The 23,064-nt window shown below is 64.7% G+C and carries 36 protein-coding genes and 1 pseudogene; 11 read left to right on the top strand and 26 right to left on the bottom strand.

All coding sequences use genetic code 11. The features are described 5' to 3' along the window. From K9U41_RS07510 to K9U41_RS07495, 4 genes are all read left to right on the top strand, one after another. On the top strand, positions 1-203 hold a 203-nt coding region (locus K9U41_RS07510; protein WP_282640224.1), incomplete at its 5' end, for a ferredoxin family protein. A gap of 238 nt (positions 204-441) precedes the next feature. Beyond that, positions 442-1,209, top strand: a complete 768-nt coding sequence (locus K9U41_RS07505) for a 4Fe4S-binding leucine-rich repeat protein (protein ID WP_282640223.1) — start codon at positions 442-444, stop codon at positions 1,207-1,209. A 264-nt stretch (positions 1,210-1,473) separates the two neighbouring features. Beyond that, positions 1,474-2,232 (top strand): dienelactone hydrolase family protein, encoded by a 759-nt coding sequence (locus tag K9U41_RS07500; protein ID WP_282640222.1) that lies wholly within the window; start codon positions 1,474-1,476, stop codon positions 2,230-2,232. A gap of 330 nt (positions 2,233-2,562) precedes the next feature. Beyond that, positions 2,563-2,892 carry a hypothetical protein gene (locus K9U41_RS07495; protein ID WP_282640221.1) on the top strand — a complete coding sequence of 110 codons (330 nt, stop codon included), beginning with the start codon at positions 2,563-2,565 and terminating at the stop codon, positions 2,890-2,892. A 254-nt stretch (positions 2,893-3,146) separates the two neighbouring features. On the opposite strand, the gene K9U41_RS07490 is transcribed toward K9U41_RS07495, so the two are convergent. Next, positions 3,147-3,632, bottom strand: coding sequence for a hypothetical protein (locus K9U41_RS07490; protein ID WP_282640220.1), 486 nt, complete (start codon positions 3,630-3,632; stop codon positions 3,147-3,149). 256 nt (positions 3,633-3,888) lie between these two features. Between K9U41_RS07490 and K9U41_RS07485 the strand changes: the two genes are divergently transcribed. Both K9U41_RS07485 and K9U41_RS07480 read left to right on the top strand, forming a co-directional pair. Further along, positions 3,889-4,134: a hypothetical protein gene (locus K9U41_RS07485; protein WP_282640219.1), complete on the top strand. Its 246-nt coding sequence runs from the start codon at positions 3,889-3,891 to the stop codon at positions 4,132-4,134. Between the two features lie 128 nt (positions 4,135-4,262). Beyond that, positions 4,263-4,502: a hypothetical protein gene (locus K9U41_RS07480; RefSeq protein WP_282640218.1), complete on the top strand. Its 240-nt coding sequence runs from the start codon at positions 4,263-4,265 to the stop codon at positions 4,500-4,502. Between the two features lie 79 nt (positions 4,503-4,581). Here the strand turns inward: K9U41_RS07480 and K9U41_RS07475 are convergent, their stop codons facing one another. From K9U41_RS07475 to K9U41_RS07460, 4 genes are all read right to left on the bottom strand, one after another. Next, on the bottom strand, positions 4,582-5,016 hold the full coding sequence (locus K9U41_RS07475; protein WP_282640217.1) for a group II truncated hemoglobin: 435 nt from the start codon (positions 5,014-5,016) through the stop codon (positions 4,582-4,584). 62 nt (positions 5,017-5,078) lie between these two features. Continuing rightward, a complete protein-coding gene (locus K9U41_RS07470; protein WP_282640216.1) occupies positions 5,079-5,246 on the bottom strand; it encodes a hypothetical protein in 168 nt (55 codons plus the stop codon). A gap of 58 nt (positions 5,247-5,304) precedes the next feature. Further along, on the bottom strand, positions 5,305-5,628 hold the full coding sequence (locus tag K9U41_RS07465) for a DUF6156 family protein (protein WP_282640215.1): 324 nt from the start codon (positions 5,626-5,628) through the stop codon (positions 5,305-5,307). Positions 5,629-5,672: 44 nt separating this feature from the next. Continuing rightward, positions 5,673-6,122, bottom strand: a complete 450-nt coding sequence (locus K9U41_RS07460; RefSeq protein WP_282640214.1) for a Rieske (2Fe-2S) protein — start codon at positions 6,120-6,122, stop codon at positions 5,673-5,675. A 206-nt stretch (positions 6,123-6,328) separates the two neighbouring features. Between K9U41_RS07460 and K9U41_RS07455 the strand changes: the two genes are divergently transcribed. Both K9U41_RS07455 and K9U41_RS07450 read left to right on the top strand, forming a co-directional pair. Continuing rightward, complete coding sequence (locus tag K9U41_RS07455) at positions 6,329-6,973, top strand: glutathione S-transferase family protein (RefSeq protein WP_282640226.1); 645 nt, start codon at positions 6,329-6,331, stop codon at positions 6,971-6,973. Positions 6,974-7,030: 57 nt separating this feature from the next. Beyond that, a complete protein-coding gene (locus K9U41_RS07450) occupies positions 7,031-7,315 on the top strand; it encodes an aldehyde dehydrogenase (protein WP_282640213.1) in 285 nt (94 codons plus the stop codon). Positions 7,316-7,396: 81 nt separating this feature from the next. On the opposite strand, the gene K9U41_RS07445 is transcribed toward K9U41_RS07450, so the two are convergent. The 3 genes from K9U41_RS07445 to K9U41_RS07435 form a co-directional block, all read right to left on the bottom strand. Next, positions 7,397-7,792 (bottom strand): iron-sulfur cluster assembly protein, encoded by a 396-nt coding sequence (locus K9U41_RS07445; RefSeq protein ID WP_282640212.1) that lies wholly within the window; start codon positions 7,790-7,792, stop codon positions 7,397-7,399. Between the two features lie 103 nt (positions 7,793-7,895). Continuing rightward, complete coding sequence (locus tag K9U41_RS07440; RefSeq protein WP_282640211.1) at positions 7,896-8,375, bottom strand: hypothetical protein; 480 nt, start codon at positions 8,373-8,375, stop codon at positions 7,896-7,898. 42 nt (positions 8,376-8,417) lie between these two features. After that, positions 8,418-9,281, bottom strand: a complete 864-nt coding sequence (locus tag K9U41_RS07435) for a xanthine dehydrogenase (RefSeq protein WP_282640210.1) — start codon at positions 9,279-9,281, stop codon at positions 8,418-8,420. A gap of 374 nt (positions 9,282-9,655) precedes the next feature. Between K9U41_RS07435 and K9U41_RS07430 the strand changes: the two genes are divergently transcribed. Both K9U41_RS07430 and grxD read left to right on the top strand, forming a co-directional pair. Further along, positions 9,656-9,889, top strand: a complete 234-nt coding sequence (locus K9U41_RS07430) for a BolA family protein (protein WP_138400518.1) — start codon at positions 9,656-9,658, stop codon at positions 9,887-9,889. Positions 9,890-9,966: 77 nt separating this feature from the next. Further along, positions 9,967-10,299 carry a Grx4 family monothiol glutaredoxin gene (grxD, locus tag K9U41_RS07425; protein ID WP_282640209.1) on the top strand — a complete coding sequence of 111 codons (333 nt, stop codon included), beginning with the start codon at positions 9,967-9,969 and terminating at the stop codon, positions 10,297-10,299. Between the two features lie 367 nt (positions 10,300-10,666). On the opposite strand, the gene K9U41_RS07420 is transcribed toward grxD, so the two are convergent. From K9U41_RS07420 to K9U41_RS07340, 17 genes and pseudogenes are all read right to left on the bottom strand, one after another. Continuing rightward, positions 10,667-10,891 (bottom strand): hypothetical protein, encoded by a 225-nt coding sequence (locus K9U41_RS07420; protein WP_282640208.1) that lies wholly within the window; start codon positions 10,889-10,891, stop codon positions 10,667-10,669. A 225-nt stretch (positions 10,892-11,116) separates the two neighbouring features. Continuing rightward, on the bottom strand, positions 11,117-11,431 hold the full coding sequence (locus K9U41_RS07415) for a ferredoxin (protein WP_282640207.1): 315 nt from the start codon (positions 11,429-11,431) through the stop codon (positions 11,117-11,119). Between the two features lie 52 nt (positions 11,432-11,483). Continuing rightward, entirely contained in the window at positions 11,484-12,689 is a 1,206-nt protein-coding gene (locus K9U41_RS07410) for a DegT/DnrJ/EryC1/StrS family aminotransferase (RefSeq protein ID WP_282640206.1), read from the bottom strand. After that, on the bottom strand, positions 12,689-12,952 hold the full coding sequence (locus tag K9U41_RS07405; protein ID WP_282640205.1) for a DUF6129 family protein: 264 nt from the start codon (positions 12,950-12,952) through the stop codon (positions 12,689-12,691). The genes K9U41_RS07410 and K9U41_RS07405 overlap by 1 nt, the downstream gene beginning before the upstream one ends. Positions 12,953-13,039: 87 nt before the next feature. Then, positions 13,040-13,369, bottom strand: a complete 330-nt coding sequence (locus K9U41_RS07400) for a hypothetical protein (RefSeq protein WP_282640204.1) — start codon at positions 13,367-13,369, stop codon at positions 13,040-13,042. 46 nt (positions 13,370-13,415) lie between these two features. After that, a complete protein-coding gene (locus tag K9U41_RS07395) occupies positions 13,416-13,658 on the bottom strand; it encodes a nitrogen fixation protein NifZ (protein ID WP_282640225.1) in 243 nt (80 codons plus the stop codon). Further along, a complete protein-coding gene (locus K9U41_RS07390; protein WP_149576278.1) occupies positions 13,658-13,975 on the bottom strand; it encodes a nitrogen fixation protein NifZ in 318 nt (105 codons plus the stop codon). Before K9U41_RS07390 ends, K9U41_RS07395 begins: the two co-directional genes overlap by 1 nt. Continuing rightward, positions 13,972-14,751 carry a 4Fe4S-binding leucine-rich repeat protein gene (locus K9U41_RS07385; RefSeq protein ID WP_282640203.1) on the bottom strand — a complete coding sequence of 260 codons (780 nt, stop codon included), beginning with the start codon at positions 14,749-14,751 and terminating at the stop codon, positions 13,972-13,974. The genes K9U41_RS07390 and K9U41_RS07385 overlap by 4 nt, the downstream gene beginning before the upstream one ends. Next, a complete protein-coding gene (locus K9U41_RS07380) occupies positions 14,741-15,280 on the bottom strand; it encodes a tetratricopeptide repeat protein (RefSeq protein WP_282640202.1) in 540 nt (179 codons plus the stop codon). The genes K9U41_RS07385 and K9U41_RS07380 overlap by 11 nt, the downstream gene beginning before the upstream one ends. A 95-nt stretch (positions 15,281-15,375) precedes the next feature. Beyond that, the gene (locus K9U41_RS07375; RefSeq protein ID WP_282640201.1) at positions 15,376-15,690 is read right to left on the bottom strand and encodes a HesB/IscA family protein; all 315 of its coding nucleotides are present in this window, start codon (positions 15,688-15,690) and stop codon (positions 15,376-15,378) included. Between the two features lie 11 nt (positions 15,691-15,701). Next, positions 15,702-15,926 (bottom strand): 4Fe-4S binding protein, encoded by a 225-nt coding sequence (locus K9U41_RS07370; RefSeq protein WP_149576275.1) that lies wholly within the window; start codon positions 15,924-15,926, stop codon positions 15,702-15,704. 121 nt (positions 15,927-16,047) lie between these two features. Further along, positions 16,048-17,610: a nitrogenase cofactor biosynthesis protein NifB gene (gene nifB / locus K9U41_RS07365; protein WP_282640200.1), complete on the bottom strand. Its 1,563-nt coding sequence runs from the start codon at positions 17,608-17,610 to the stop codon at positions 16,048-16,050. 313 nt (positions 17,611-17,923) lie between these two features. Then, positions 17,924-18,796 (bottom strand): SIR2 family NAD-dependent protein deacylase, encoded by an 873-nt coding sequence (locus tag K9U41_RS07360; RefSeq protein WP_282640199.1) that lies wholly within the window; start codon positions 18,794-18,796, stop codon positions 17,924-17,926. 6 nt (positions 18,797-18,802) lie between these two features. After that, positions 18,803-19,018, bottom strand: coding sequence for a putative nitrogen fixation protein NifT (gene nifT / locus K9U41_RS07355; RefSeq protein WP_011995787.1), 216 nt, complete (start codon positions 19,016-19,018; stop codon positions 18,803-18,805). Between the two features lie 205 nt (positions 19,019-19,223). After that, a complete protein-coding gene (nifS, locus tag K9U41_RS07350; RefSeq protein ID WP_282640198.1) occupies positions 19,224-20,426 on the bottom strand; it encodes a cysteine desulfurase NifS in 1,203 nt (400 codons plus the stop codon). 140 nt (positions 20,427-20,566) lie between these two features. Further along, a pseudogene (locus K9U41_RS07345) lies at positions 20,567-20,833 on the bottom strand (NifU family protein); the annotation flags it as partial. Between the two features lie 53 nt (positions 20,834-20,886). Beyond that, on the bottom strand, positions 20,887-21,207 hold the full coding sequence (locus K9U41_RS07340) for a HesB/IscA family protein (protein WP_011995784.1): 321 nt from the start codon (positions 21,205-21,207) through the stop codon (positions 20,887-20,889). Positions 21,208-21,683: 476 nt separating this feature from the next. On the opposite strand from K9U41_RS07340, the gene K9U41_RS07335 reads away from it, so the two are divergent. Then, positions 21,684-22,271, top strand: a complete 588-nt coding sequence (locus K9U41_RS07335) for a hypothetical protein (RefSeq protein ID WP_282640196.1) — start codon at positions 21,684-21,686, stop codon at positions 22,269-22,271. Positions 22,272-22,605: 334 nt separating this feature from the next. Here K9U41_RS07335 and K9U41_RS07330 read toward each other — a convergent pair whose 3' ends face one another. Beyond that, complete coding sequence (locus K9U41_RS07330) at positions 22,606-23,064, bottom strand: Rieske (2Fe-2S) protein (protein ID WP_149576268.1); 459 nt, start codon at positions 23,062-23,064, stop codon at positions 22,606-22,608.

Here is a 23,064-nt window from a genome sequence, read left to right as displayed (position 1 = left end):
ATACCACCCCCTCCCCGGCCCTCAAGGCCCTGCTCACCACCTGCCCGGCCAAGTGCTACGAGATGAACGACAAGGGCCAGGTGGAAATCACCGCCGACGGCTGCGTCGAATGCGGCACCTGCCGCATCATCGGCGAGCCCTCCGGCGACATCGAGTGGAACTATCCGCGCGGCGGCTACGGCGTGCTCTTCAAGTTCGGCTGACATCCCCGGAGCGTTTTCCGCCTGTGTTCATGGAAGATGCTCCCTCCATTTTTCATCGGATTTGATGCCGCGAGCGGACAGTCTCTCGCCCTGCAATATTGAAACGCCTCCGGAGTGGCCATGACGGTGCGCTCCGGAGGCGGTATTTTTAAACGCTTTCGGGGCCAGGCACGCCTCATGCTGCGCCCTCTGGAACAGTTCGCTCTTCCCTCCTAGATTAGGAGCGGGAGGACGACCTATGTCCGCACATATGGCCGAAGAGCCAGATACCGCTATCGAAGCCCTCGACTGGCAGGGGCGCCCGCTGCGGTGCCAGGACTGTCCGCACGAGGACATCCACGCCGAAGGCCGCTGCGACCTGGGCAAGGTCTGCGTGGCGGACCGCCGGCGCAAGCGCATCGACCGTTTCTTCTCCCAGAACGCAGCGTTGGCCGCCCGTTATCTCGACCATCCCTATTTCGAAGTGCGGGCGCTGGCCGCCAAGCATGCCAGCGTGTTCCTGCTCGCGCCGCTGAAGGACGATCCCGAGCCGGACGTGCGCGTTGTCGCCGCCGCCCGCCTGCCGGTGGCGCGTGTCAAGGAGATGCGCTTCGACCCCGAGCCGCGGGTGCGCATGGCCGTCGCCGAGCGCCTGGAGGGCAGCGATCTCGTCGCACTGCTGGCTGACGCCGACTATCAGGTGCGCATCGCCGCGGCCCGCCGCGCCCCAGCGGACGCGCTGGTCTATCTCATGCACGATCCCGAGACCGATGTCCGCCGCGTGGTGGCGCGACGGTTGCCGCAGGCCCAGCTTGCCCGCATGACTGCCGATGACGATCCGCTCGTGCGCCTCGTGGTGGCCGAGCATCTGGATCCGGACCGCCTGGCGCCCCTCGTCGGCGATCCCGACATGCGGGTCCGCTTCGTGGTTGCCGAGCGGATCGAGCCCCGCTTTCTTCCGCCGCTGACCGAAGACAGCGTGCCGCCTGTGGCCGAGGTGGCGCGCAAGCGCCTCGCCCCGTCCTGAGACGGCAGGTTCAACGGGCGGACAGGCATGCGAAGCCGGCGGACGTGTCCGCCGGCTTTTTCTTCGGGCCGGCTTCGACTGCCAATCATTCGCGATCGAATACGCCATGAAAGGGGACTTGCCCCGGATCATCCGTAATATTCCGGAATGGACAAGCAACCCGACACTGATTCTGGCATCCTAACTGCATGGCCAAGCCGTTGATGAATGGCAGAGCGAGCGCCACTGCCCCGTTCGAGAAGACGCTCGAGAACCGAGGATGCCATGATCGAAGTCACAGCAAATGAAGTGAAATTCTCCGCCTATCGGGCTGACCCCGAAGGCACGCCGAAGGGTGCCGTGGTGGTCCTCCAGGACGTGTTCGGGGTGAATGCCGACATCCGCAAGATTGCGGACAGCTTTGCTGCCGCTGGCTATGTCGCGGTCGCGCCATCCCTGTTCGACAAGGTGAAGTCCAACATCGAGCTTGACGCCTCGGCCGACGCCGAGGGCCGCTCCCTCACCACCGAACTGGGCACGGAATGGCCCATCGAGGCCATCCAGGCCACCGTGGACACGGTGAAGGACGCCGGCAAGGTCGCCCTCGTGGGCTATGCCTGGGGCGGCTACCTCGCCTATCTCGCGGCCAACAAGGTCAAGGGCCTCGCCTGCGCCATCGGCTATCACGCCGACGGCCTGCTGGAGGGGGTGATGGAGAAGCGCCGCATCCCGACCCTCATTCATTTTGCCGAACAGGATCCGCTGTTTTCCGAGGAAGACCGGATTCAGTTCCGCGCCCGTCGTCCGGATGTCTCCGCCTTCTCCTATCCCGACGCATCCCGCGGCTTCGGCTATGCGGCCGGGCCCGCCTATAATGCGGAAGCGGCGGAAAAGGCCCAGGAGCGCACCCTGTTCTGGATCTCCCAATATGTGGTGGGCCAGGGTCCCGTGCTGCTGAAGAATGCCGGCGCCTATGCCCAGGCCAAGACGGAAAAGAAGCCCAAGAAGAAGGCCGACGACGACATGGGCCCGCCCGCCGACTGAGGCGGCGCTGGCGAGACCATGTTCCACCCACAGCGGTTGGTGGGACATGCTCAGGCTCACGCATTGAATCGCACGTGCTTTGCGCATCCCGCGCCGGTGGTTCTTCCCACCAGCGGGATGCGCCGCACCCGCACTCCATACTCCGGCCTTGCCGCCGCTCCAGCCGGCGACAGGTGAAGGCTGCGGCATGCGAAGACTTGCCGCGCCGCGACGACTTGCCGGGCCCCGGATTTTCTATCGATTCGGGATGGAAATATTTGCCGACTTGGTCCAAGCTCAAGGACGTTTCATCGGATACCGCCAACGCGGGAGTCCATCAAGGACGCCACCATGAGCGTGATCGAACACGATTTCGGCGCGGGCAAGCGGCGCAAGGAAAAGCGCTTCCGGGAGCTGCTCAGCCTCGACGCCTTGCATGAACAAAATGTCCGGGCCAATCCGCTGCCGTATCTGGAGCGGGCGAGCGAGCGCATCTTCCAGCTGGAGCGCACTTTGTTCGAGGCCGCCCTCGCCGGCCGCCCGCCCGCTGAGAGCGATGCGCCCGGGGACACCGTCACCATCAGTGCCGCAGAGTATCAGCGCCTGGTCGCATGCCGCGCCGTGGTGGACACCGCCTTCGCGGAAATCCAGGCCCGGCCCGAAAGCGAAGACAGCATCTAGAGCGATTTCGTGCGGCTTAGCTCACGGCAATCCCTTGAGAGACTTGCCGAAAGACTTACGTGCCGCGTTTTCTTCACGCGAACCGGTAGCCAGTTCGGTCGAAAACGCTCTGGAGCACGCACCCATCAGATTGTCCCTCAATCTGATGGGTGAACCTTGAGTTTTACTATAGACCCCACGGTGTTCGGCCCGCACATGGTCAAACCACCATGGCGAGCCGACCGATTTACGCGTTCACGGACGGTCCGATCCCGTCAATTGTGGACCGAAGCCGGCGGAGTCCACTGGTAGAGATCGCCCCAGCCGCTCTCGGCCTTCACTTCATGGGTGAAGCCGAGTTCGCCGAGGGCCGCAGCAAAGCCCAGTTGCTCCCCGTTCTTCACGCTGGCGAGCAGCGGCACCTTCTTGTCCTGCAGTTCGCCGAGAAGGGCCGGAAACACCTTGTCCTCGCGCACCGCCGGGGCCACGGCCGCATAGGCCACGTGGATGGCCTCGCTGTTGCGGAAGCCCCATTCGAAATCATCGCGGCGGGCGAGAAGGGCGCCGACGATGCCCTTTTCATTGTCCACCAGCACCGGCGACAGGCCCGAGGTGCAGCAGGCCATCAGCTCGGACAGAAGGCTCTCCTGCTGCAGTTCGTCCTCAACCTTGAAGGGGATGTCGGACGACACTTGGCGCAGCAGCCCCCAGATGCCCTGCACGTCGCTCAGCGACGCCATGCGTCGGGTCAATTCGGCCATAACATCTCTCCAGCGAAAACAAAAAAGAACTTGCAGACTTTAGATGATCCTGCAGAATTTTCAATATTGGTGACAGATTCTGCCTAAAAATTCCAAATGTCGCGAAGCACACCTGCGCGCTGCCTTGCTGTTGGATGCACGACACTGTCGCCTCTCCGACACGCACTTCCATGTTTCCGCATCTGGCAAGAACCTTGCTCGCGCCGGAGGAGCGGGGCCTTGATGGCGCGCTCCGCCTTATCTGCTGGAGCAAGGCATGTCAGAGAGTGAAGGGTTTTTCATCGACTGGGACGGCAACGCCCGCAGCGTCTCCGATCCCGGCGGCGGATATGTGTGCGAGACCGACATGGTCGCCAAATACGTCGCGGTGAACACCAAGACCGGAGCATTGGTGCACGAAGGCACCTATTACAAGACCATCGAAGCCATCGCGAAGGCCGGTATCAAGGCGTCCTTCGTGCCGGGCTCCCATCCCTGGGGCTCGAAGAAGGACGGATTCTGAGCAGGCGGGCGGGCGCCCGCGCCCGCCCCTTGCCGCCAGACATCGCGGCCGCCAGACATGGCGCGCCCCGCGGGTCGCGCAGCACACGACACGACGACACGCAACCGACGCGAAAAGGAGACTCGGCGATGGTCCCGACGACGATTCTCATCGATGAAGCCCCCCGCTGTGTCGTTCGCCCGAACGATACCAAGGACCTCAACCGCTTCCTGCGCAACGCCAAGTCCTACCTGCTGGCAGAGAAGCCGGAGGGCAAGATCACCCATCGCAGCGCCTCCGAAGACGAGTTGGCGAAGTGGCGCAGCGCCCTCGCCCTGCACCAGGCCTGGGGCGGCTCGGACGAAGATTTCTTCGGCGTACCGCTCTAGGGCGGACCCGGCAGCCGGCGCTGCCTTGTCTGAGCCTCGGCTCGGCGCGGCACCCTCAGCTCAGAAATGCACCCGAAACTTAAGGCCGCGCCGCGTGGCCCGCGGTGTCGTGGGGATTGCCGGCGGTGTTGCGCATCCAGTCGGCAAGCTTCGCCATGGCGCCGTAGACCTCGTCTCGCGCCGCCGCATCCGCCACGGTCTCGTCCAGCGCCCCGCGCATGCACAGGAGCCACGCATCCCGCTCGTTGTTGCCGATGGTAAAGCCCATGTGGCGCTGGCGCAGGCGGGGATGGCCCTTCTCCACCGAATAGAGCTTGGGTCCGCCGGTCCATTCGGTCAGGTAGCGCTTGAGCACATGCTTGGTCTGGGAGAGATCGTCCGCATGCATGGCGCGGATACCCTCGGCCTCCGCCAGCGTGTCCATGCGGCGGTAGAAGGCCTCGACCAGCCGGTCGATGACCACAGCGCCACCCAGGCGCTCGAACATGGGTACCGCCTCGACCGTGTCGGACATGGGTCAACCTCACGCAAAGGGTTCGCAACAAAACACGTCGATCATATGGGCGGTGATGCCGCCTATTCGTCCATGTTGGGTAGAAGAATCACTTCGGCCGGCGCGCCCGCCCCCTGGGCCTCGACGAAGTCGAATGCCGAGACGAGGGAGAGCCCGCCGCCGCTTTCCATCAGCACCACCGCGTCCGGCGGCAGCTTGCCGAGCGCCTCGATGAGTTGCGCCACCGTCATGCCCGTCCCTCGTCCGTCGTACCGGAAATTGCCGATCCTGATCCCGCCATGGCCGCGCTCAGGCCGGCCCCAGCGGCGCGCCCGCCTCGTCGAAGGCGAGCACCACCGTCTCTTCGTCCATGGTCACCTCGGCCCGGCGCAGCGCGCCATTGCCGTGATACTGATAGCGGTGCGCCAGCTCGACCTCGCCATAGACCATCTTGTCGAAGCCCGTCAGCAGCCCGTCCGCCGCGAAATAAGCGCGGATGAAGGTGTTGCGATGGGTCAGTTGCGCCTCCGGAATGGCTTCCACCAGCCGGAAGGGCAATTTCACGCCCGTATAGGTCGTGTAGAAGCGGCATTCGCCCGCCTCCACGGCCGCAGTCTCCAAGTCACCCGTCATCCCGTCTCCACCCCGGACATCTTCTTGCCACGCGATCCCGGCCATCAGTCGGGCGAGATCATGATCTCCATGGTGTCGTCGAAATCGTCATACGGGAAGGGGCGCTGTTCCTCTTCCACCAGCCGGACGCCGCACAGGCACACGTCGCGGCCGACAACCGCAAGGGCGATGGGCTCCAGATGCTTGCCCTCGCAGGCGCCTTCCACGCAGGCGCCGCTCTCGATGTCGAACAGGGAGCCATGGCGGCCGCAGCGCAGGCGCGTGCGATCCGCGTTGAAGAATTCGCCGCCGCCGATATTCAGCCAAGTGCCCTGGTGGGGGCAGGCATTCACATAGCCCGCAAATTCCCGGACCGCGGTGCGGATCACCACGATGCGGAAGGGGCGCGCCTCGCCATCATCCATGACCCGGGACAGGTCGAACGCCTTGGCCGCGCCAGGGGAAATCTGTTCAATCTCGCAGATGGCATAAATATCGATTTCGTCGGCAGACATCCCCATCCCGCTCCCGTCCTGCCTGAAACGCGCCAGCCTGAACATGCCGGCCCCTGTCGCAAATGAAACAGACTGTCGGACTTCCAGCCGCTGCGGCGGCCGGGCTCCGAACTGCCCCGATATTTGCATGAAGCATGCCGACTGCCGCCCGCCCCGCCGGGACGGCGCACCAGGATGCGCGCGAGGGATGACGCCTGATGGCCGCGATGAAGTTCTACATGACCCCCGGCTCCTGTTCCACCGGCATCCACATCATCCTGGAAGAGCTGGAAGAAATCTTCGAGGCCCACATCGTGAACCTGCCGGCCGGCGACCATTTCAAGCCGGATTATGTCGCCGTGAACCCCAAGTCCACCATCCCGGCGCTGGTGCGGCCGGACGGCAGCGCGCTGACCGAGGTGGTTTCCATCGCCTACTGGCTCGCGCACAGCCGCGGCCGGCTGTGGCCCACCGACGCGGATGCGGCGGCGCGGGCCCTCGAGGCCATGGTTTATGTGGTGGGCACGGTGCATGGCCAAGGCTTCGCGCGCATCTTCTCCACCCCGACCTTCGCTGCCAGCCCCACCGACCGGCCCAAGGTGGAAACCCTGGGCCGTGACATCGTAAGCCAGGGCTTCTCCATCCTCGATCAGGCGCTCACGGGCCGCGACTATGTGGCCGGTGAATTTTCCGCCGCCGATCCCATCCTGTTCTATGTGGAATTCTGGGCGGACAAGACCGGCATGGATTTGCCGCCCAACCTCGCCGCCCACTACCAGCGCATGCTGGATCGGCCCGTGGTGCAGCGGGTGCTGCGTGAGGAAGGCTACAATCTCGCCCTGCTCGGCGTGACGCAAAGCCTTCCCAACTGACACGATTCGCCAACTGACACGACTCGCCCAACGTTCAAGCCCACAAGGAGAGTACCCATGGCCGACATGTTCGTGGTGACCGAAGAAAACCGGGACGACATGTCCCGCAAGGCAGGCATCTTCCTGTATTCGGAAACCAGGCTCTGGCTGGAGGATGCCTGCGTGCACCGCGCCGACGGCCCCGCCGTCATCTCCCCCGACGGGGTGGAGCGCTGGTACGTCCGCGGCACCGAGGTGACGCGCGGCGTCAAGGCCTTGTTCTCCGAGAACAAATGGCCGCTCACCAAGGGGCTCGACACCGACGAGAAGCGCGCCCGCTTCGCCGCACAATTCCTCGGCTGAGGCGCTCAGGCGAGGCGCGATCCGAAACGGGAATGGCCGGCGCATGGCCGGCCATTCCTAACGTCACACGCATCGATGTGATCAGATCAGCCCGAGTTCCAGTTGGACCTCGTCGCTCATGCGCGACTTGTCCCATGGCGGATCGAACACAAGCTTCATCTTTACGTCCGAAACCCCCGGAACCACGACCACCGCCTCCTGCACCCAGCCGAGCATCTGCCCAGCGACCGGGCAACCCGGCGCAGTGAGAGTCATGTCGATCTCAACCAGGCCCTCGTCCTTGACCTCAATGCGATAGATCAGGCCAAGATCGTAGATGTTGACCGGAATTTCGGGGTCGGTCACCGTGCGCAAACCGGCGATGATGGCTTCCATCAACGCCGCTTCATCTTCCGCAAACTCATCAATGCTCCGCACCTCACCATGGAGGATCATCGTGGTCGGAGCGGCAATGCCGTGATCACTTGGCTGAGTCATTTGCCGATTGCCTCCTGCCCCCTCGTCATATGTTCCAGTAGCAAGTGCAATGCCAACGGCAAACCCACTGCCACGGTGCGACCGGCTCGCCCACGCCCGGGCCTCAGTCCAGCCCTTCCGCCAGGGCCGCCACCACGGGCCAGCCTACGGCGCCGGTGGGATCGAGGATCTTCAGCGCCTCAAGCTTCTCCGCAGCCTCATCCGGCCGGCTCTGGCGCAGATGGATGAAGGCCAGCGCTTTGAGTGTGTAGAGGGCAAATCGTCCCGGCCCGTCGGGCAGGACGTCGTGCGGCTCCCACTTGTGCCAGTCCAGGTCCCACCCCGCCTGGCTCGCCGCCTCCTTCAGGCCACCCTCGGCCGCGGCTTCCGCCTCATCCAGATTCCCCTGGTAGGTGTGGATCTTGTAGAGGCAGAAATAGACCGGCAATTCGGCGGGCGCGGTGGCGAGGGCCTGGCGAAACAATTCGTCCGCCCGCTGGCGATCGCGACGATAGGCAATCACGCCCTGCTGGAGCAGCGCGTTCACCGCATCCGACACCTCGCCGAAATTGATGACATCCGTATTGGGCAGCAGGTCGATCATGACTTCGGCCCTTCGTTGGGGCTGGCGAAAGGCTTCAACGGATCACTTCACCAGATAGGGATGGGACGGCGCATCGGCGGTCCGGGCGGTGCGGAAGGTCAGCGCACGGCTCACCGCCTGGGCGATGACCAGGGCCCGGGCATCGAGCCCGGTCCAGTCGGCGCCGCGGCCGCGGGGGTCGATTTCCAGAAGCTTGACGCCGGCAGGCACTTCCGTGCCGTCCCGCACCACGCCGCGCACGATGCCGTCGAACGGCGCGCAGATGGATTCGCCGCCCAGATAGCCGATGTGGAAATCCTTGAAGGCGCGGGCGCCGATCTCGATGGCGGTATGCCAGCGACCCGGCAGCTTCGAACGCACGAAGCGGTCTGCGGCCGCGCTCCCGAGCGGACGGGCGATCCCGTCCGGCGCGTCGGTGGGGCCGCGCTGGATGATCTGGCCTTCCTTGCCCGGGCGCGTCTCGATGGCGAGGTCGCAATTGGTGCCGCCGCTGAACCCGGGCCCGAGCCCGATGGTGAGCTTGGCGAGGCGCCGCAGGTCCGGGGTCACCTGATACTTGTTCATGCGGGCGTCGACCAGCAGGTCGATGGGACCCAGCACGATCAGGTCCAGAAGGCCGAGACTGGTGACGAGCACCGAATTGCGCGCCAGGCCGGCGCGGATATGGACCCCGGTGTCCGCGCGCTCCGCCCTCACCCCGTCCACGCTCACGTCGTCCTCGAACAGGGCGTCGTGGAACGCCATCTTGCGGCGAATGACCGGCGGCATGGGATCATGGGAGAGGACGACGCTATAGCCGCCCCGATGCAGCTCGACGGCGACGGCCGAGGCGATCTCGTTGGTCCCCAGAATCGTTGCGAAAGCGCGGCGCGCGCGCGTTCGGCCCTGCTGTTGCAATTCGCTCATGACGGGTCTCGTTTCCTCGGGGCGACACCTTGTAAGCAAGAGCCGGGCCGCTTGGAACGCCTGCAACCTGAAGCTCGAAATCGCTCCCCGAGGGCGGGTCGGAAGCCCCCGCAGCAGCCGACATCGACCGGTTCGGAACCAAGCGGACTCGTGGCTGTCGCATTTACGACAGGACAGGCCCGCGGCGCCCGCCAGGTATACGATCCCGGTGAATTGAAGCCGTGTCCGCGGTGGCTCTCCCCCGCACTTCAAACAAGGTGAACGCGTTATCCGATCAGCTTGCCGAGCAGGCGGGTCGGCGCATTCTCTCGCGGCGGCGCATGGCACTTGGTTTCGACCTTGCATGGTACCGCGCGAAACAAGGAGACAACGCAATGGCTATGGCCGCAGAGGAAATCGAGCGCCTCGTGAAGGAGGCGCTTCCCGACTCGCAGGTGGTGATCGTCGACCTCGCCGGCGACGGTGACCACTATGCCGCACGGATCACCTCGGAAGCGTTCCGGGGCAAGAGCCGGGTGCAGCAGCACCAGATGGTCTACGCCGCGCTCCAGGGCCACATGGGCGGCACGCTCCATGCCCTGAAGCTGGAGACGCTCTCCCCCAAGTAGGCTCCGCCGGATCGGGGCGCTCCAGCGCCGTCCCGCCGCTTTTTTCTTCCGCTATTCTTCACACCGGAGTTCTTGCCATGGCCAGCTCAGCCGAACGTATCCAGGACATCATTTCCTCCAGCGACGTGGTTCTCTTCATGAAGGGCGTGCCCGCGGCGCCGCAGTGCGGCTTTTCCTCGGCCGTCGTGCAGGTGCTGGCCCAGGTCGGCGTGCCCTATCACGCCGTCGACGTGCTGCAGGACCCCTTCGTGCGCGAGGGGATCAAGGCCTTTTCCAACTGGCCGACCATTCCGCAGCTCTACATCAAGGGCGAATTCGTCGGCGGCTGCGATATCGTGCGCGAGATGTTCCAGGCGGGCGAACTGACCGCCCTCCTCGCCGAGAAGGGTGTGGCCGCGCCCGTGGCCTGATCCGACCTCCCCCGGCGGCCCGCGAGGGGCCGGGATTTCATCATAACGGCCCGCCGGCAGTCCCGCCGGCGGGCCGTTTTCTTGACTGAGCTGAATTCTTGGCTGAGCCTATTGCGTGGGTAAAGAGCGCCCGAAGAGCGCGCGTGGCTTGCCGCCGTCGGAAGCACGGATGTGAAGCACCCGGTGATTGTAGACGCGAAAAAGCTCCGGCGGGCCGAAAGGCTTCGCCGGAGCATTCGTCGCAAGGCAACCTGCCGCAAAACAGATACTGACCGCGTCGCCAGCAAAACACCCGCGACGCATGAGGACTACGTAGTCGTCCGGATTGCGCCATGCGCCACGGACGGCTTCAATACAATCCAGTTGATCATGCGGCCTTGGTGGTCGCTTCGGTCTTGAGCGCATCCACCACGGAACGCGTAAGACGGAAGACACCGCGGCCGCCGGCCAGGGCCTGATAGCTGTCCGCCGCCTGGTAGGACAGGAAGTTAAACCAATCCTGCGGGTCCAGACCCGTGGGACGCTCGCTGATCTCCACGATCGTGCCGTTGGGAGCGAACCGCGAGTGAATGATAACCGTTTCCGCGTCCATCGTGCTTCTCCACTTTGACCTCGTCGCGAACCGGCAGATCCCCATCCCCTCTTCGCGACGACCCTAAAAAACAGAAACGTCTACCGGCGGCACGGCATGCCGCAGCCAATCCGGCATCTACCCATCCGTCCTGTCGTGCCAGCGGCAGGGCGGATTTTCTTTTGTCCTGCCGTGAGGACAACCGGGAAGGGGCGCCCCGAACCCGGCAGGGCGCCCCATATCCAATCAGAGGCCGGAGAACTCGCCGAGGAGTTCCACCGTCACGTTCTCGGTGCCGAGAACGGTGATGTACTTGGCCAGGCGCGACTTCGAGCCCACGCCCACGATTGCGTCGAGCAGCTCGTTCTCCTCACGCGAGGTCTTCGAGAGGCCCTTGCGGCCCTCCTGCACGAAGACGTGGGACGCGCTGCCGTCCTTGTCCGACGCCTGCCGCGCGGCAAGGCCCGGCTCGACGGTGATGAGCGCTTCGAGCAGGTTCGTCCCTTCCGCAACCTCAATGGTCTTTCCGGTGGGCATAACCTTCAACGTAACCGTGGACATCATAAGCTCCTGTCGTTTCAACTTTTGTGGTTGGGTGCGATATTATTTGCCTTCAGTAGATGGCGGCGCCCGCCCCTACATTGATCGAGGCATCCTTCATCGTTGCAACGATGAACTCGATTTCGTCCTCGGACAGGTGCGTGTGGAACGGCAGGGCAATCGCCCGGTCGGCCACCTTCTCGGTCACGAGGAAGTCGCCCTTGCGATACCCGAGGTCGAAGTAATGGCGCTGCAGGTGCAGCGGCGCGCTGTAGGCCGCCGATTCCACCTTCTCCACCTTCAGGTCGTCCACGATGGCGTCGCGGCTCGACTTGGAGAAGCGGGTGCCCAGATGCACCACGTAGAGGAACCAGTTCACCTCCGTCACGTCCGGTCCGATGAAGGGATCCTTGATGCCCTCGAAGGACTGGACATACTTCTGGTAGAGATGCTCGACCGTGTGCCGCTGCTCCAGAATTTCTTCCAGCCGCCCCAGCTGGGCGAGGCCGAGCGCCGCGGTCACGTCGCTCATCGCGCCCTGGTAGGGCGCGCTCATGGAGACCACCACGGAAGAGCGCTCGTCCAGCCGGTGGGCACGGAAGCGCCGCAGTCCCACCGCGACATCGATGTCGTCGGTCACCACCATGCCGCCCTCGCCGCACACCAGCGGGAAGGGCTGTGAGAAATCGAACACGGATGTGTCGCCGAACGTCCCAACCAGCGCGCCCTTGTAGCGCGAGCCGATCGCCTCGGTGGAATCCTCAATGAGGGCCAGACGGTGCGTCCGCGCCAGCTCCTGGAAGGCCGTCCAGGGCGCCGGATGGCCGTTGGCATTGCCGGCGACGATGGCCTTGGTCTTCTCCGTGATCTTCGCCGCCGCCTTTTCCGGGACCAGCGTTCCGGCCCAATAGTCGATGTCGGCGAACACCGGCCGCGCGCCGGAAAGGCTGACGGCGTGCACCGTCTCACGGAAGGAATGGGGCGAGCAGATCACCTCGTCCCCGGGCCCGATGCCGTAGGCCTTGAGGGTGTAGAGCAGGCCCATGGTGCCGCTCGGCACGGCCACCGCGTATTTCCGGCCGAGATAGCCGGCGAACTCCGCCTCGAACGCCTCGGCGGTCGGCCCACTGGACAGGCGCGGCGCCTGCAGCGCCTCGGCCACGGCCTGAAGCTCGATCATGGTGATGTCGGGATCCGACAGCAGGATCGACGTGCCTTCGCCGTCAGTATCGTCGTCGGCGGGCAGGTCCGCGTCGTCGATGAGATCCATGTCGCTCATCACGCGCTCCGTCGGGCAAGGATGACACCGGTGGCACTCGCGGGATCGAGCGTGATGTGCGCGCAGTGATCGGCGGTGTCGAGCAGATGGATGTCGTATGTCGAATAAGTGCGAAATGGCGCCTCCGTGACATCGGAAGCGTCGCATTGGGTCCACGACAGCGCGGGAAATCGCCGGCGCAGCTCGGCAAAGACAGGCCCGGACGCGTCCTCGGCCGTGAGGACCTTCTCGATCTCGGAGAGGTCGCTGTCGCTGAGGGCCATAACTAACTCTCCCTTGCCGAAGATGAGACACATCCGCGTCTTCTGTCGCGGGCCGAAGTCCCCATGCAGGATCATTGCCAAATTAGATCATTGCCAAAATTTGCGGTCGCTATCGTCGTTGAGGAGATCGAGAACCTCCTTCAACCGGTCGTGGGTGCTGTCGAGTTCCCACAGACGGGTACCGTGGTTTTTGCGGAAGAGCTGCCAGGCGCACCCTTCCGCGTCGAACAGCAGCAGGGCGATGTCCACCACGCCGCCCTCTGGATCGATGTTGCGCGAACAGCACGCGCTCTCGATGCGATAGCCCCCCTGGGTGGCCAGCACCCGGGGCGTGACATAGCGATAGCGCTTGCGCGCCTTGATGGCGCGCTCGATGCGCTTCTTGTCGAGATCGTTCGGATGAGCGGGCAGCCTCATCGTCTCGTCTCTTTCCCAATCCAGGCTGTCCCGGCTCTGTGGAGGATCACTCGACCGGGGAGATTTCTTCCTCGAGGCACCCCACCACGAGGCGTTCGGTGAACTCGATCAGGTAGATGGGCGTATTGGTGTCCGTATGCGTCCCCACCTGCACGATCTCGCCGGTGGTGCCGAGGCCCACCAGCAGCGCCTCTTCCGGCACCTCCGGGTAGGAACCGTCGTTGTAGAGGTCGATCAGGGTCTTGACCTTCTGGCCCCACTGATACTTGGGGTTGCGCGGCTCGAGGATCATGCTTTGGGTGCTCCGGGCAGGGGAATGTCCATTTCGTCGCGCGGGATCGCGCTTTCGAGTTCCTTGCGCTTCATACCCACGCGATTGCCGCTTTCGGTAAATTCGACGCCGTAGATATAAAATTGCTGCAGGAAGGTCCCGATGGAAACCACGTAGCCGATCTCGCCCTTCTTTGCGAGAATCTCGCCGATTTCCTTCCCGGCATAGGTTCCGTCATTGCGAATGACGCGCTTGGCCTTCACCTTCTCGCCGAAATTGAAGTAGGGCGGCTCAGAGACTTCGACCACATCACTGTCACGGACAATGTTGCTCATAGCGGCATCTCCCTCAAAAGCTCTCCGCCCGCCTTCGCGCGGGACCGGGCGACCTCGCGCACGAAGTCGTCGTCGTCGTCGACCAGCTGCGACACCTGGGTGGGCGCGATGCGGCTCGCCACCTCGTAGCGCACCCGCCAGTCCGGATCGGCCACGAGCGCGGAGAGAAGATCGGGGGCGAGGCGCTGGGCCACCTCCAGGCGCACCTGGGGGCTCCTGTCGTTGACCATGCACAGCAGCCATTCCCCCGGCAGGCGCTGGGCCACCACACGGCGGACCTCGGCTTCCGGATCGTCCACCATGCGCGAGAGCAGCGGCGGCGCGATGCGGCGCGCCACGACGAGCCGCACGTAATAATCCTCGTCCGCCATCATGGGGGAGAGGTCGGCATCCTCCAGCAGCGAGACGATGCGGATACGCACCTCACGATGGGGATCCTTGCGCAGGGGCAGGATCTTGGTCTTCGGCAGGCGACGTGCTGCGTTCCAGCGCACCGTCTCTTCCGGATCGTTGAGGAGCGCCGGCAGGACAAACACGTCCGCGTGCTTGGCGGCGATGGCGCGCACCTCGAAATGGTCGTGCCGCACATAGGAGTTGGCGAGCGCCGGGTTCCAGTTGAAGAAGCGGTCGATGCGCCGGGCATAGCGGTCGTTCACGCAGGCCCGTCGCAGGCTGCATTTTCCCTGCGCCAGGAGGTCCTGGTGGGCGCACGAGGAGCAATCGACGTCTTCCCCGAGCCAGGTCTTGGCTTCGTCGATGTCGTCTTCAGTCATCATCGTCCTGCCCTGCCCTGTTCAGCACGTCGAGCAACAGCCTTGCACCGACCTTGTCGGTGGGATCGAGCTCGAGCAGCTTCATCCCCGCGGCCCGCCCCTCTTCCAGATCGCCGAGGCGCATGTTGAGGTAGGCGTAGCCCTTGAGCGTAAACAGGAAGAAGCGCGGCATCAGCCGGTCGTAGCGCGAGAATTCCGCATCCTGCGCGCACACGTCTCGCCAGTCCGCTGGCAGATTGGTCTCCCGCTGCGCCTTGGCCAGGCACTCCCGAGCCACCACCAGGCACTCCCGGAGCCGGCCCTTGTAGAAATAGAAGCGGTAGAGACCAATCAGCACTGCCGCATGACCCGGCGCCAGCGCCTCGGCCTGCCGCAGATGGGCTTCCGCGACTTCATCCTGCTGGTAGGAGAGGCCGGCTTCCCACAGATGATACTGTGCGTCTTCCGGCAGCCCTCCCCCCATCACGGCGCTCGCGAGGAGCGCCTCGGGGGTGAGGAAATCCGGATCGCCCGAAACCTGCGAGCCTTCCATTCCCGTCCCCTTGTTCCCTCCGCAGCCCTCCGACCGGGAGCCGGCTGCGCGCGACGCATGTCCGGGGCGGGTGAACCGCCCCGGCACGTCACGGTTCAGTGCGTGTGCGAGCTGCAGGTGGTCGCCTTGGGATCCTGGAACACCAGGCCCGTCTTGGCGGCCGTATCGGTGAAGTCGATGGTGACGCCATCGAGCAGCAGGCGGCTTTCCGCCGGCAGGAACAGCTTGAGGCCGTCCTGCTCCACCACCGCATCACCCGGCGCAGGCTCGGGCAGCACCGCGATTTCGGCGTTGAGCCCGGAGCATCCACCGGGGGTCACATGCATCCGGAAACCGGCGCTGGGACCGCCGTCGGCCATGATCATCATGCGGATGAAGCGCTGGGCCGAACGGGTCATCGTGAAGTTCATCGCGTCTCTCCTTACGCGGTGGGCTGATAGCGCGGATACGCGTTGTCGATGACGCAGGTATCGTCCACCGGGCAGACCGCGGCGCACTGGGGCACGTCGAAGTGGCCGATGCACTCGGTGCACTTCTTCGGGTCGATCACGAACGTCCCGTTCTTCTCGAAAATGGCCACGTTGGGACATTCCGGCTCGCAGGCCGAGCAGCTCGTGCACTGCGACGCCACGATTTTCAACGTCATGGGATGCTCCTTTGATGCCGAGCGCGCGATCTGATCGGCAGGACGGTCAGTTGGCTTGAACTTGAAGATGGATCCGCCCAGGCGGTTTCAACCTGAGCGGATCCAGTCCTTGTGGAGACGATCAGGCCGCGTTGATGAGCGCGCCCTGGCGGATCTCGGCGTCACCGCGCACCACGTGCTCCATCTCGCCGGTCTTCACCTTGTTCAGGTATTCCTTGAACCAGGTAATGGCCGACTTCTCGATGAACTCATGGGCGAACCCGTCCACCGGCTCGATGCCGGCCTTCACGAGGTCGGCCTTCGGGCAGCCGCCGATCTTCGCCACGAACACCGCATGGCAGTCGTTGATGGCGCGGATGATGGTCTCGAGGCTGTCCTCCTCGCCGTAGCCGCCCTGGCAATACAGGTCGACGCGGCGATGGCCGACGAACTTGGCGCCGCCGGTGGAGAGCTCCCACACCTGGAACTCCTTGGCGTGGCCGAAGTGCTCGTTGATGAGGCCCGAGCCCTTGGTGGCCACCGCGACGAGGAGCTTGATGTCGCTCTGCTCGCCGGCGAGGGCTTCCATCTCTTCCTGCTTCGCGGCGACCTTCGCCACGCGCTCTTCCTCGACCAGGGCCTGGTAGGCCTTGCGGCTATCGAGGTCGTAATTGACCTCCATGGCCATGATCTTGTCGGTGGTGAACTCCGCGGAGCGGTCCTCGCCGAGGAGGCCCACGGCGTCGGCGCGGCACTGGCGGCAATGCCGCATCATGTTCATCTCGCCTTCGCACGAATCCTGGAGCGCCTTCAGCTCCTGGGCCGTCGGGCCGCGCTGGCCGTTGAGGCCGAACACGGTGCCGTGCTCGGGCGCCGAGATGAGCGGCATGATGTTGTGCAGGAACGCGCCGCGGGACTTCACCGCCCGGTTCACTTCGACAAGGTGCTTGTCGTTGATGCCGGGGATCATCACCGAGTTGACCTTGCAGAGGATGCCACGCTCGGTGAGCATCTCCAGGCCGAGCATCTGCCGGTCGGTGAGGAGCTTGGCGGCCTCATAGCCGGTGTAGCGCTTGTGCTTCCAGAACACCCACGGATAGATCTTCGCGCCCACTTCCGGATCCACCATGTTGATGGTGATCGTCACGTGGTCCACGTTGAAGCCGGCGATGGTGTCCACGTGGTCGGGCAGGGCCAGGCCGTTGGTGGACAGGCAGAGCTTGATGTCGGGGGCAGTCCGGTTGATCAGCTCGAAGGTCTGGAAGGTCTTCTCCGGATTGGCGAGCGGGTCGCCGGGGCCGGCGATGCCCAGCACGGTCATCTGCGGGATGGTGGAGGCGACCGCAAGCACCTTCTTGGCCGCCTGCTGGGGGGTCAGCTTCTCGGAAACCACGCCGGGGCGGGATTCGTTCGCGCAATCATACTTGCGGTTGCAGTAGTTGCACTGGATGTTGCACGCCGGGGCGACGGCAACATGCATACGCGCATAGTGGTGGTGGGCTTCTTCAGAATAGCAGGGATGGTTCTTCACCTTCTCCCAGATCTCGGTGGGCAGGTCGCCCTGGCCGGCGGACGAACCGCAGCTGGCCTTGCCCGAGCCGCCGGACGTGCCGCAACCCTGGTGTTCCGCCTTGGCCTGCATGGCCTCGGCCAGCTTGTCGGCCACGGCGGCTTCGCTCGTCTCGTGCTGTGTCGACGCGTGCATGAATCTGCTCCTCGCTTCCAGCAGGATCCCAATAAAAATCCTTGGGTAGGAATGAGCAACTGGCGTGCCAGCAGCGCTACGGATAAATACGTAATGATTTTCAAAAACTTAGAGAATTTCGCCAGCTGTCGGCTTGTCAACATGCGCCACGTCGGGAGCGACATGTTGGAAAAGTTACATCGTCATACGTTGGGTTTCGGCCGCATTATTGATCTTGATCAATGCACGCCCGAAACCCGGGGCAAGGCGTCAAAAACAAAGAGAGCATGTCCGGGTGGGACATGCTCTCCGAGGACCTCGAACGCGAGGACGATCAGGCGGCAACCGACATGATGATGTCCAGCGCCTTGGGCAGTGGCATGGCGATGGGCGTGATGGCGTGGACCAGCATGAAGCGCAGTTCGTTCTTGGTCAGCACCGCTTCGTCCACGATGGCGAAGTGGGGCAGACGCGACCGCTTTGTCACCTGGCGCGCATAAGTGCGCAGGAGCTGGTCGTGGAAGCGACAGCCGAGGAACAGGAAGCTGCGCTCGGTGCGGCGGTTCTTCACCACGTCCGGGATCGGCGTCTGGATGTCGATCTCGGTGAGGACTTCCACATAGTCGGCGTCGGAAATCAGCCAGTTCTTGGCCGGCGCGACACTGCCGTGGGGCTTGTAGAGCACGGTCTGCCAGGTCTCGGCCGTGGCGCGGTCGGTCTCGTTGCCGGCAGGGTCATAGAAGCGATACCAGCGGTCCTCGCCGATGCCGGCGCGGGTGATGCCCTGGGCCTCGCCCCAGCCCTCCCGGCCGTCCAGCGCGGACCGCATGGCGCCGTCATACCAGGTGTCCACGATCAGCGGCAGGTTCAGGCCGGCGAGGAAGGCATGGAACGGCAGCGGCGGCACCGGCGGCGCGAACGCATCGGCCATGAGCGCCGACACGGTGGAGCGGTGCTTCATGCTCTCGATGTGCTGGGCGGCGGCCCAGGCGTTGCCCTTGGCGCGCTTGGGTAGCGCCACCTTGGTGCCGAAGAAGGCCGCAAGGCCCTCCGGCGTCACCGGGATGGCGGGGGAGGACAGCTCCAGGAGGCCGGGCCCCAGATAGGGCACGGCCTTCCCGGCGACCAGCTCCGCCGCCACGTCCTTCAGGACGGCTTCGGCGTCGGCGAGCTTCAGCGTCTCGATATTGGCGACGGAAATATTCATGTCAGATCACTCCTCCTCGCCGCGCTTCTTCGCGTTCACGGTGATGGGAAGGGTCGTGCCTTCGGCCATCTCCGGCAGATCAAGCACCCAGCCGTTGGCGATCTTGATCCAGCCGCCCCACAGGGTCTCGTGTTCGGTCTCGACGATCGGCTCTTCAAGGTCCTTCTTGGGGACGTAGATGGACAGGCCCATCTCCGGCGAACGGCGAATCATAATCTTCATAAAACTTGCTCCTAGATCCGGCTGGGCTCGCCGCTATGACCCGCGCCGACATCCATGCGATGTCGTTCGTGGACGTTCCTGATGCGCCCGGCGACCGCCGCGGCGGTCGATTCCGGGCACGCATTTGCTGTTGCGCACGCATGTCCTGTTGCGAAGATGATGCCCGCCGGCGGCGCATCCGCCGCCATCGCACCCGGGACGAAAGCTAGACATGGCCGACCACGGGCGCGCCGTCCGCACCCTCCCGCGCGAGCCAGGCCGGCGACATGGCGCGCAGGCGGGTGACGATCTCCGGCAGCGCCTCCAGCACCCGGTCCACGTCCTCGCCCGTATTCTCCCGGGAGAGCGACAGGCGCAGGGCGCCATGCAGCGCGGTGGCCGGCAGGTTCATGGCCCGCAGCACATGGGACGGCTCCGTGGAACCGGAGGTGCAGGCGGAGCCGGTCGATGCGGCGACACCGGCCTTGTTGAGATTGTGCAGCACCGCCTCGCCGTCGAGATATTCGAACGCGATGTTGGCGGTGTTGGGCAGGCGGTTCTCGCCATCGCCGTTGAGCAGGGTGTTGCTCACCTGCTGGAGAATGCCCTGCTCGAGGCGGTCGCGCAGCGCCTTCACGCGGGTGCGCTCCTCCTCCATGTACTGGAGCGCCAGATCCGCCGCCGCACCCAGGCCGATGATGCCCGGCACGTTCTCGGTGCCGCCGCGCCGCCCGCGCTCCTGGTGACCGCCGCGAACGAGGGGACGGAACTTCACGCCCTTCTTCACATAGAGCGCACCGATGCCCTTCGGTCCGTGCAGCTTGTGGCCGGACAGGGACAGCATGTCGATGGCCGTGGACTTCAGGTCGATGGCCACCTTGCCCGCCGCCTGCACCGCATCGGTGTGGAACAGGGCGCCCACGGCCTTGGCCTGCTCGGCCAGTTCCGCCACGGGGAACAGCGTCCCGGTCTCGTTGTTGGCCCACATCACCGAGGCGACGGCGGTCTTCGGCGACAACGCCCTGGCATAGGCATCCACATCGAGCCGGCCCTGGCGGTCCACCCCGATGAGATGCACCTTGATGCCGCGGGTCTTCTCCAGATGCGCCACGAGGGTGAGGATCGCCGGATGCTCCACCGACGTGGTGACGATCTCGTCCCGGCCCTCCTGGGTCTCCAGCGCGGAAAGAATGGCCGCGTTGTCGGCTTCCGTTCCGCCGGAGGTGTAGATGATCTCATGATCGAAGGCGGCGCCGAGCAGCGCCTGAAGCTGCTTGCGCGCCTTCTTCAGCGCCTCGCCCACATGCTCGCCGAAGGCGTGGGTGGACGAGGCATTGCCGAAATGCTCGCTGAAGAACGGCAGCATGGCCTCGACCACAGCGGGGTCGGTCCGTGTCGTCGCGTTGTTGTCGAGATAGACAGGCCGCACGGCAGCACCCCTTCGATCGTCTGAGCCTGAGGCTCGCCGCCTCAGCGCGTCGGCGAGGGGACGCCGGGAGCCGAAGCCACCGGAGCAGCGGACGGGGCGGGCGCGATGCTCTTCAGGCTCACCAGCGGCTTGTTCTGCGCGCCGGCCACCGGAATGAGGCGGATAAGCTCACCCAGGCGTTCCACGATCTTGGTCTGGATGCCCTCGATGGTCTCGCTCGCCAGCTTGCAGAACACGCAGGCACCGGTCATCTTCACCATGACCTTGTTGCCATCGATCTCGACGAGCTCGCAGTCGCCGCCGTCCCGCACGAGGTTCGGACGGATCTCCTCGATCACCTCGCGGATAATGGCTTCACGCTTGGCTTCGCGGGTGAGCGGAGCGCACTCTTCGGTCTCAGCCAACATCGCTCTGTCCTCTGTGTGATTTGAGTTCGACCCGCAGCTCCAGTCCAAACGGCTCAACCGAAGGACTTGCCGCAGGAACAGCTCGAAGTGGCGTTCGGATTTTCGAAGGTGAAGCCGGAGCCCTCCAGGGCCACGACGAAGTCGATGACGGTGCCGGCGAGCAGCTCGTGGCTCTGGTTGTCCACGAACACCTTCACGCCCTCGCGCTCCACCACCGTATCGTCGGGCTCGGCATCGCTGACGAGACCCATCTTGTACTGGTAGCCGGCGCAGCCGCCCGTCTCGACCATGATGCGCAGCCCGCTGACCGGCTGATCGGCGCCCAGGATCGCGTCCCGGACCGCATGCAAGGCGCTGTCGGTCAAATTGATCATCGCTCGACCTTCGCTAGAGAGGTTGCTTCGGCCCTCCATCGAGCAAGCGCCGTGCCAGAGAGCAACGGACTGATTTGCCTGATTTTTCAGGATTTCAGCTGTTGCCTTTGCGACGCGTGTCCGATTCCGGACAACTCCGGCGGCGGCTTCTGGCGCCCCTATCGCACTGGGCCGGCACCGGCGGCGCCGGCGGCTGGATGAGCGCCCGGACCTTGATTTTGCGCCATTGCACACGGTCGCAGGCCGGACCCCGGCCGGTTGGGGGATGGCCGATTGTCGCGCCTTGCCCGTGCGGCCGCCGCCGTGCCGCGGCGCGGCAAAGGGCTTGCATGGAGGACGCGCCTGCCCCCTTGCGCGGGCGGCACGCCGAACGGGGTTCGGCGGAGAGCGGCGCCTTCGAGCCCACGAAGGTGCGCCCCTGCTCGCGCCCGTCTGAGACCGTCTGAGAGTTGTGTGCTGAACCGGAGACTTTTTTGATGACTGCGATCGAGAACACCCCCCTGGGCCGGCTGGATAAAGAGGGGCGCCTCCTGAATGCCGTGCTCAAGCAGCCGACCAAGCCCGGCCGCTTCGACTTCCGCGGCGACATCGCCCTGAAGTGGCAGCAGCAGATGGCCGACGAGAAGCGTCCGCCGGAATACACCATGGAGCAGGTCATCACCTTCGTGGAGGAGGGCAAGCCCACCATTCCCGTGCTGGCCGGCTACCTGCAGAATTTCGCCTTCCTCTCGGACGTGGCGGACGTGCTGGGCGACGCGCTTGCCCCCGACGGCAAGTACTTCATCTTCTGCAACAACATCGACCTTCTCGCGAAGTATCGCGTCACGTATGGCGAAAAGACTTTCTACGTCCTGCCCTGCGATGAATCCACCGTGTGGAAGGAGATGACCGACCTGCTCAGCATCGACAAGAATGATGTCAAGAAGCTGGACACGGCCGGCAAGACCGACAAGGTGCTCGATGCCGCCCTGGGCTGGCACGAGGACTACGAGACCATCACCTATGAAAAGGGCGTCTCCATCATGGAGCCGGTGAAGAACCGGAACGCGAACCGCCCGGTCTGATCTTCCAAGACCCTGAACCGGGCCCTCGGCGGAATTACCGCGGGGGCCCGGAGCGTTGGTAAGTTAGTGTGCCGGAACCTCCGGACATCCGGGTTCCGGCGCCGGGAGCGCCGGACACCGGGAGCCTTGGACACCAGAAGTCCCCGGGCCAAGTATCGGCAATGTCCCGATCTCAGGTCATGCCGGGAAACGGGCCGTCTTGCGAAACAGACGCCCCCCTTCCCCGCGACGATGGGCCCGGCGTCACATTCCAACCAAAGCGGCTCCGGACGCCCCCCACAGGGGATGCGGGCGGGGGTGCGGGCCAGACGACCCGCCTCCCCCGAGGTCGCAGTCAGACGCCGCCGCCCTCGTCGGAGCACGAGGTGATTTCCTCATCCTCGTCCTCTTCCTCCTCGGCCAGCGTCACACCCGTCACGCAGATGTCGTTGTCGATGACGCTCAGGGCCACCGAGGTCAGGCTGCGGCCCTTGCAGGGCCCGTCGATGCACACGCCGGTGCCCAGCTCGAACAGGGCGCCGTGCTTGCCGCACATGAGGCGGATGCCGTTGGGATCCAGGAACTGGTTGCGCTCCCAGTCCAGCTTCACCCCGTCATGCGGGCACAGGTTGACATAGCCGAACACCTGCCGGCCCCAGCGGACGACAATCAGGTTGAACGGCTTCTCGACGCCGTCCTCGACCTTCATCAGCTCGAAGCCGCGCGCGCGCTGGCTCGGAATGTCGCTCATGGAGCAGACGACGTAGGCGGTGCCGACCTCGGGCACGTTTTCTTCCGCGATGCTCGGTTCCAT

Origin of the sequence: Xanthobacter autotrophicus (genome assembly GCF_029991245.1) — a bacterium.
GTDB classification, from domain to species: Bacteria; Pseudomonadota; Alphaproteobacteria; order Rhizobiales; family Xanthobacteraceae; genus Xanthobacter; species Xanthobacter autotrophicus_C.
This window is presented reverse-complemented; position numbering and strand designations above follow the sequence as displayed.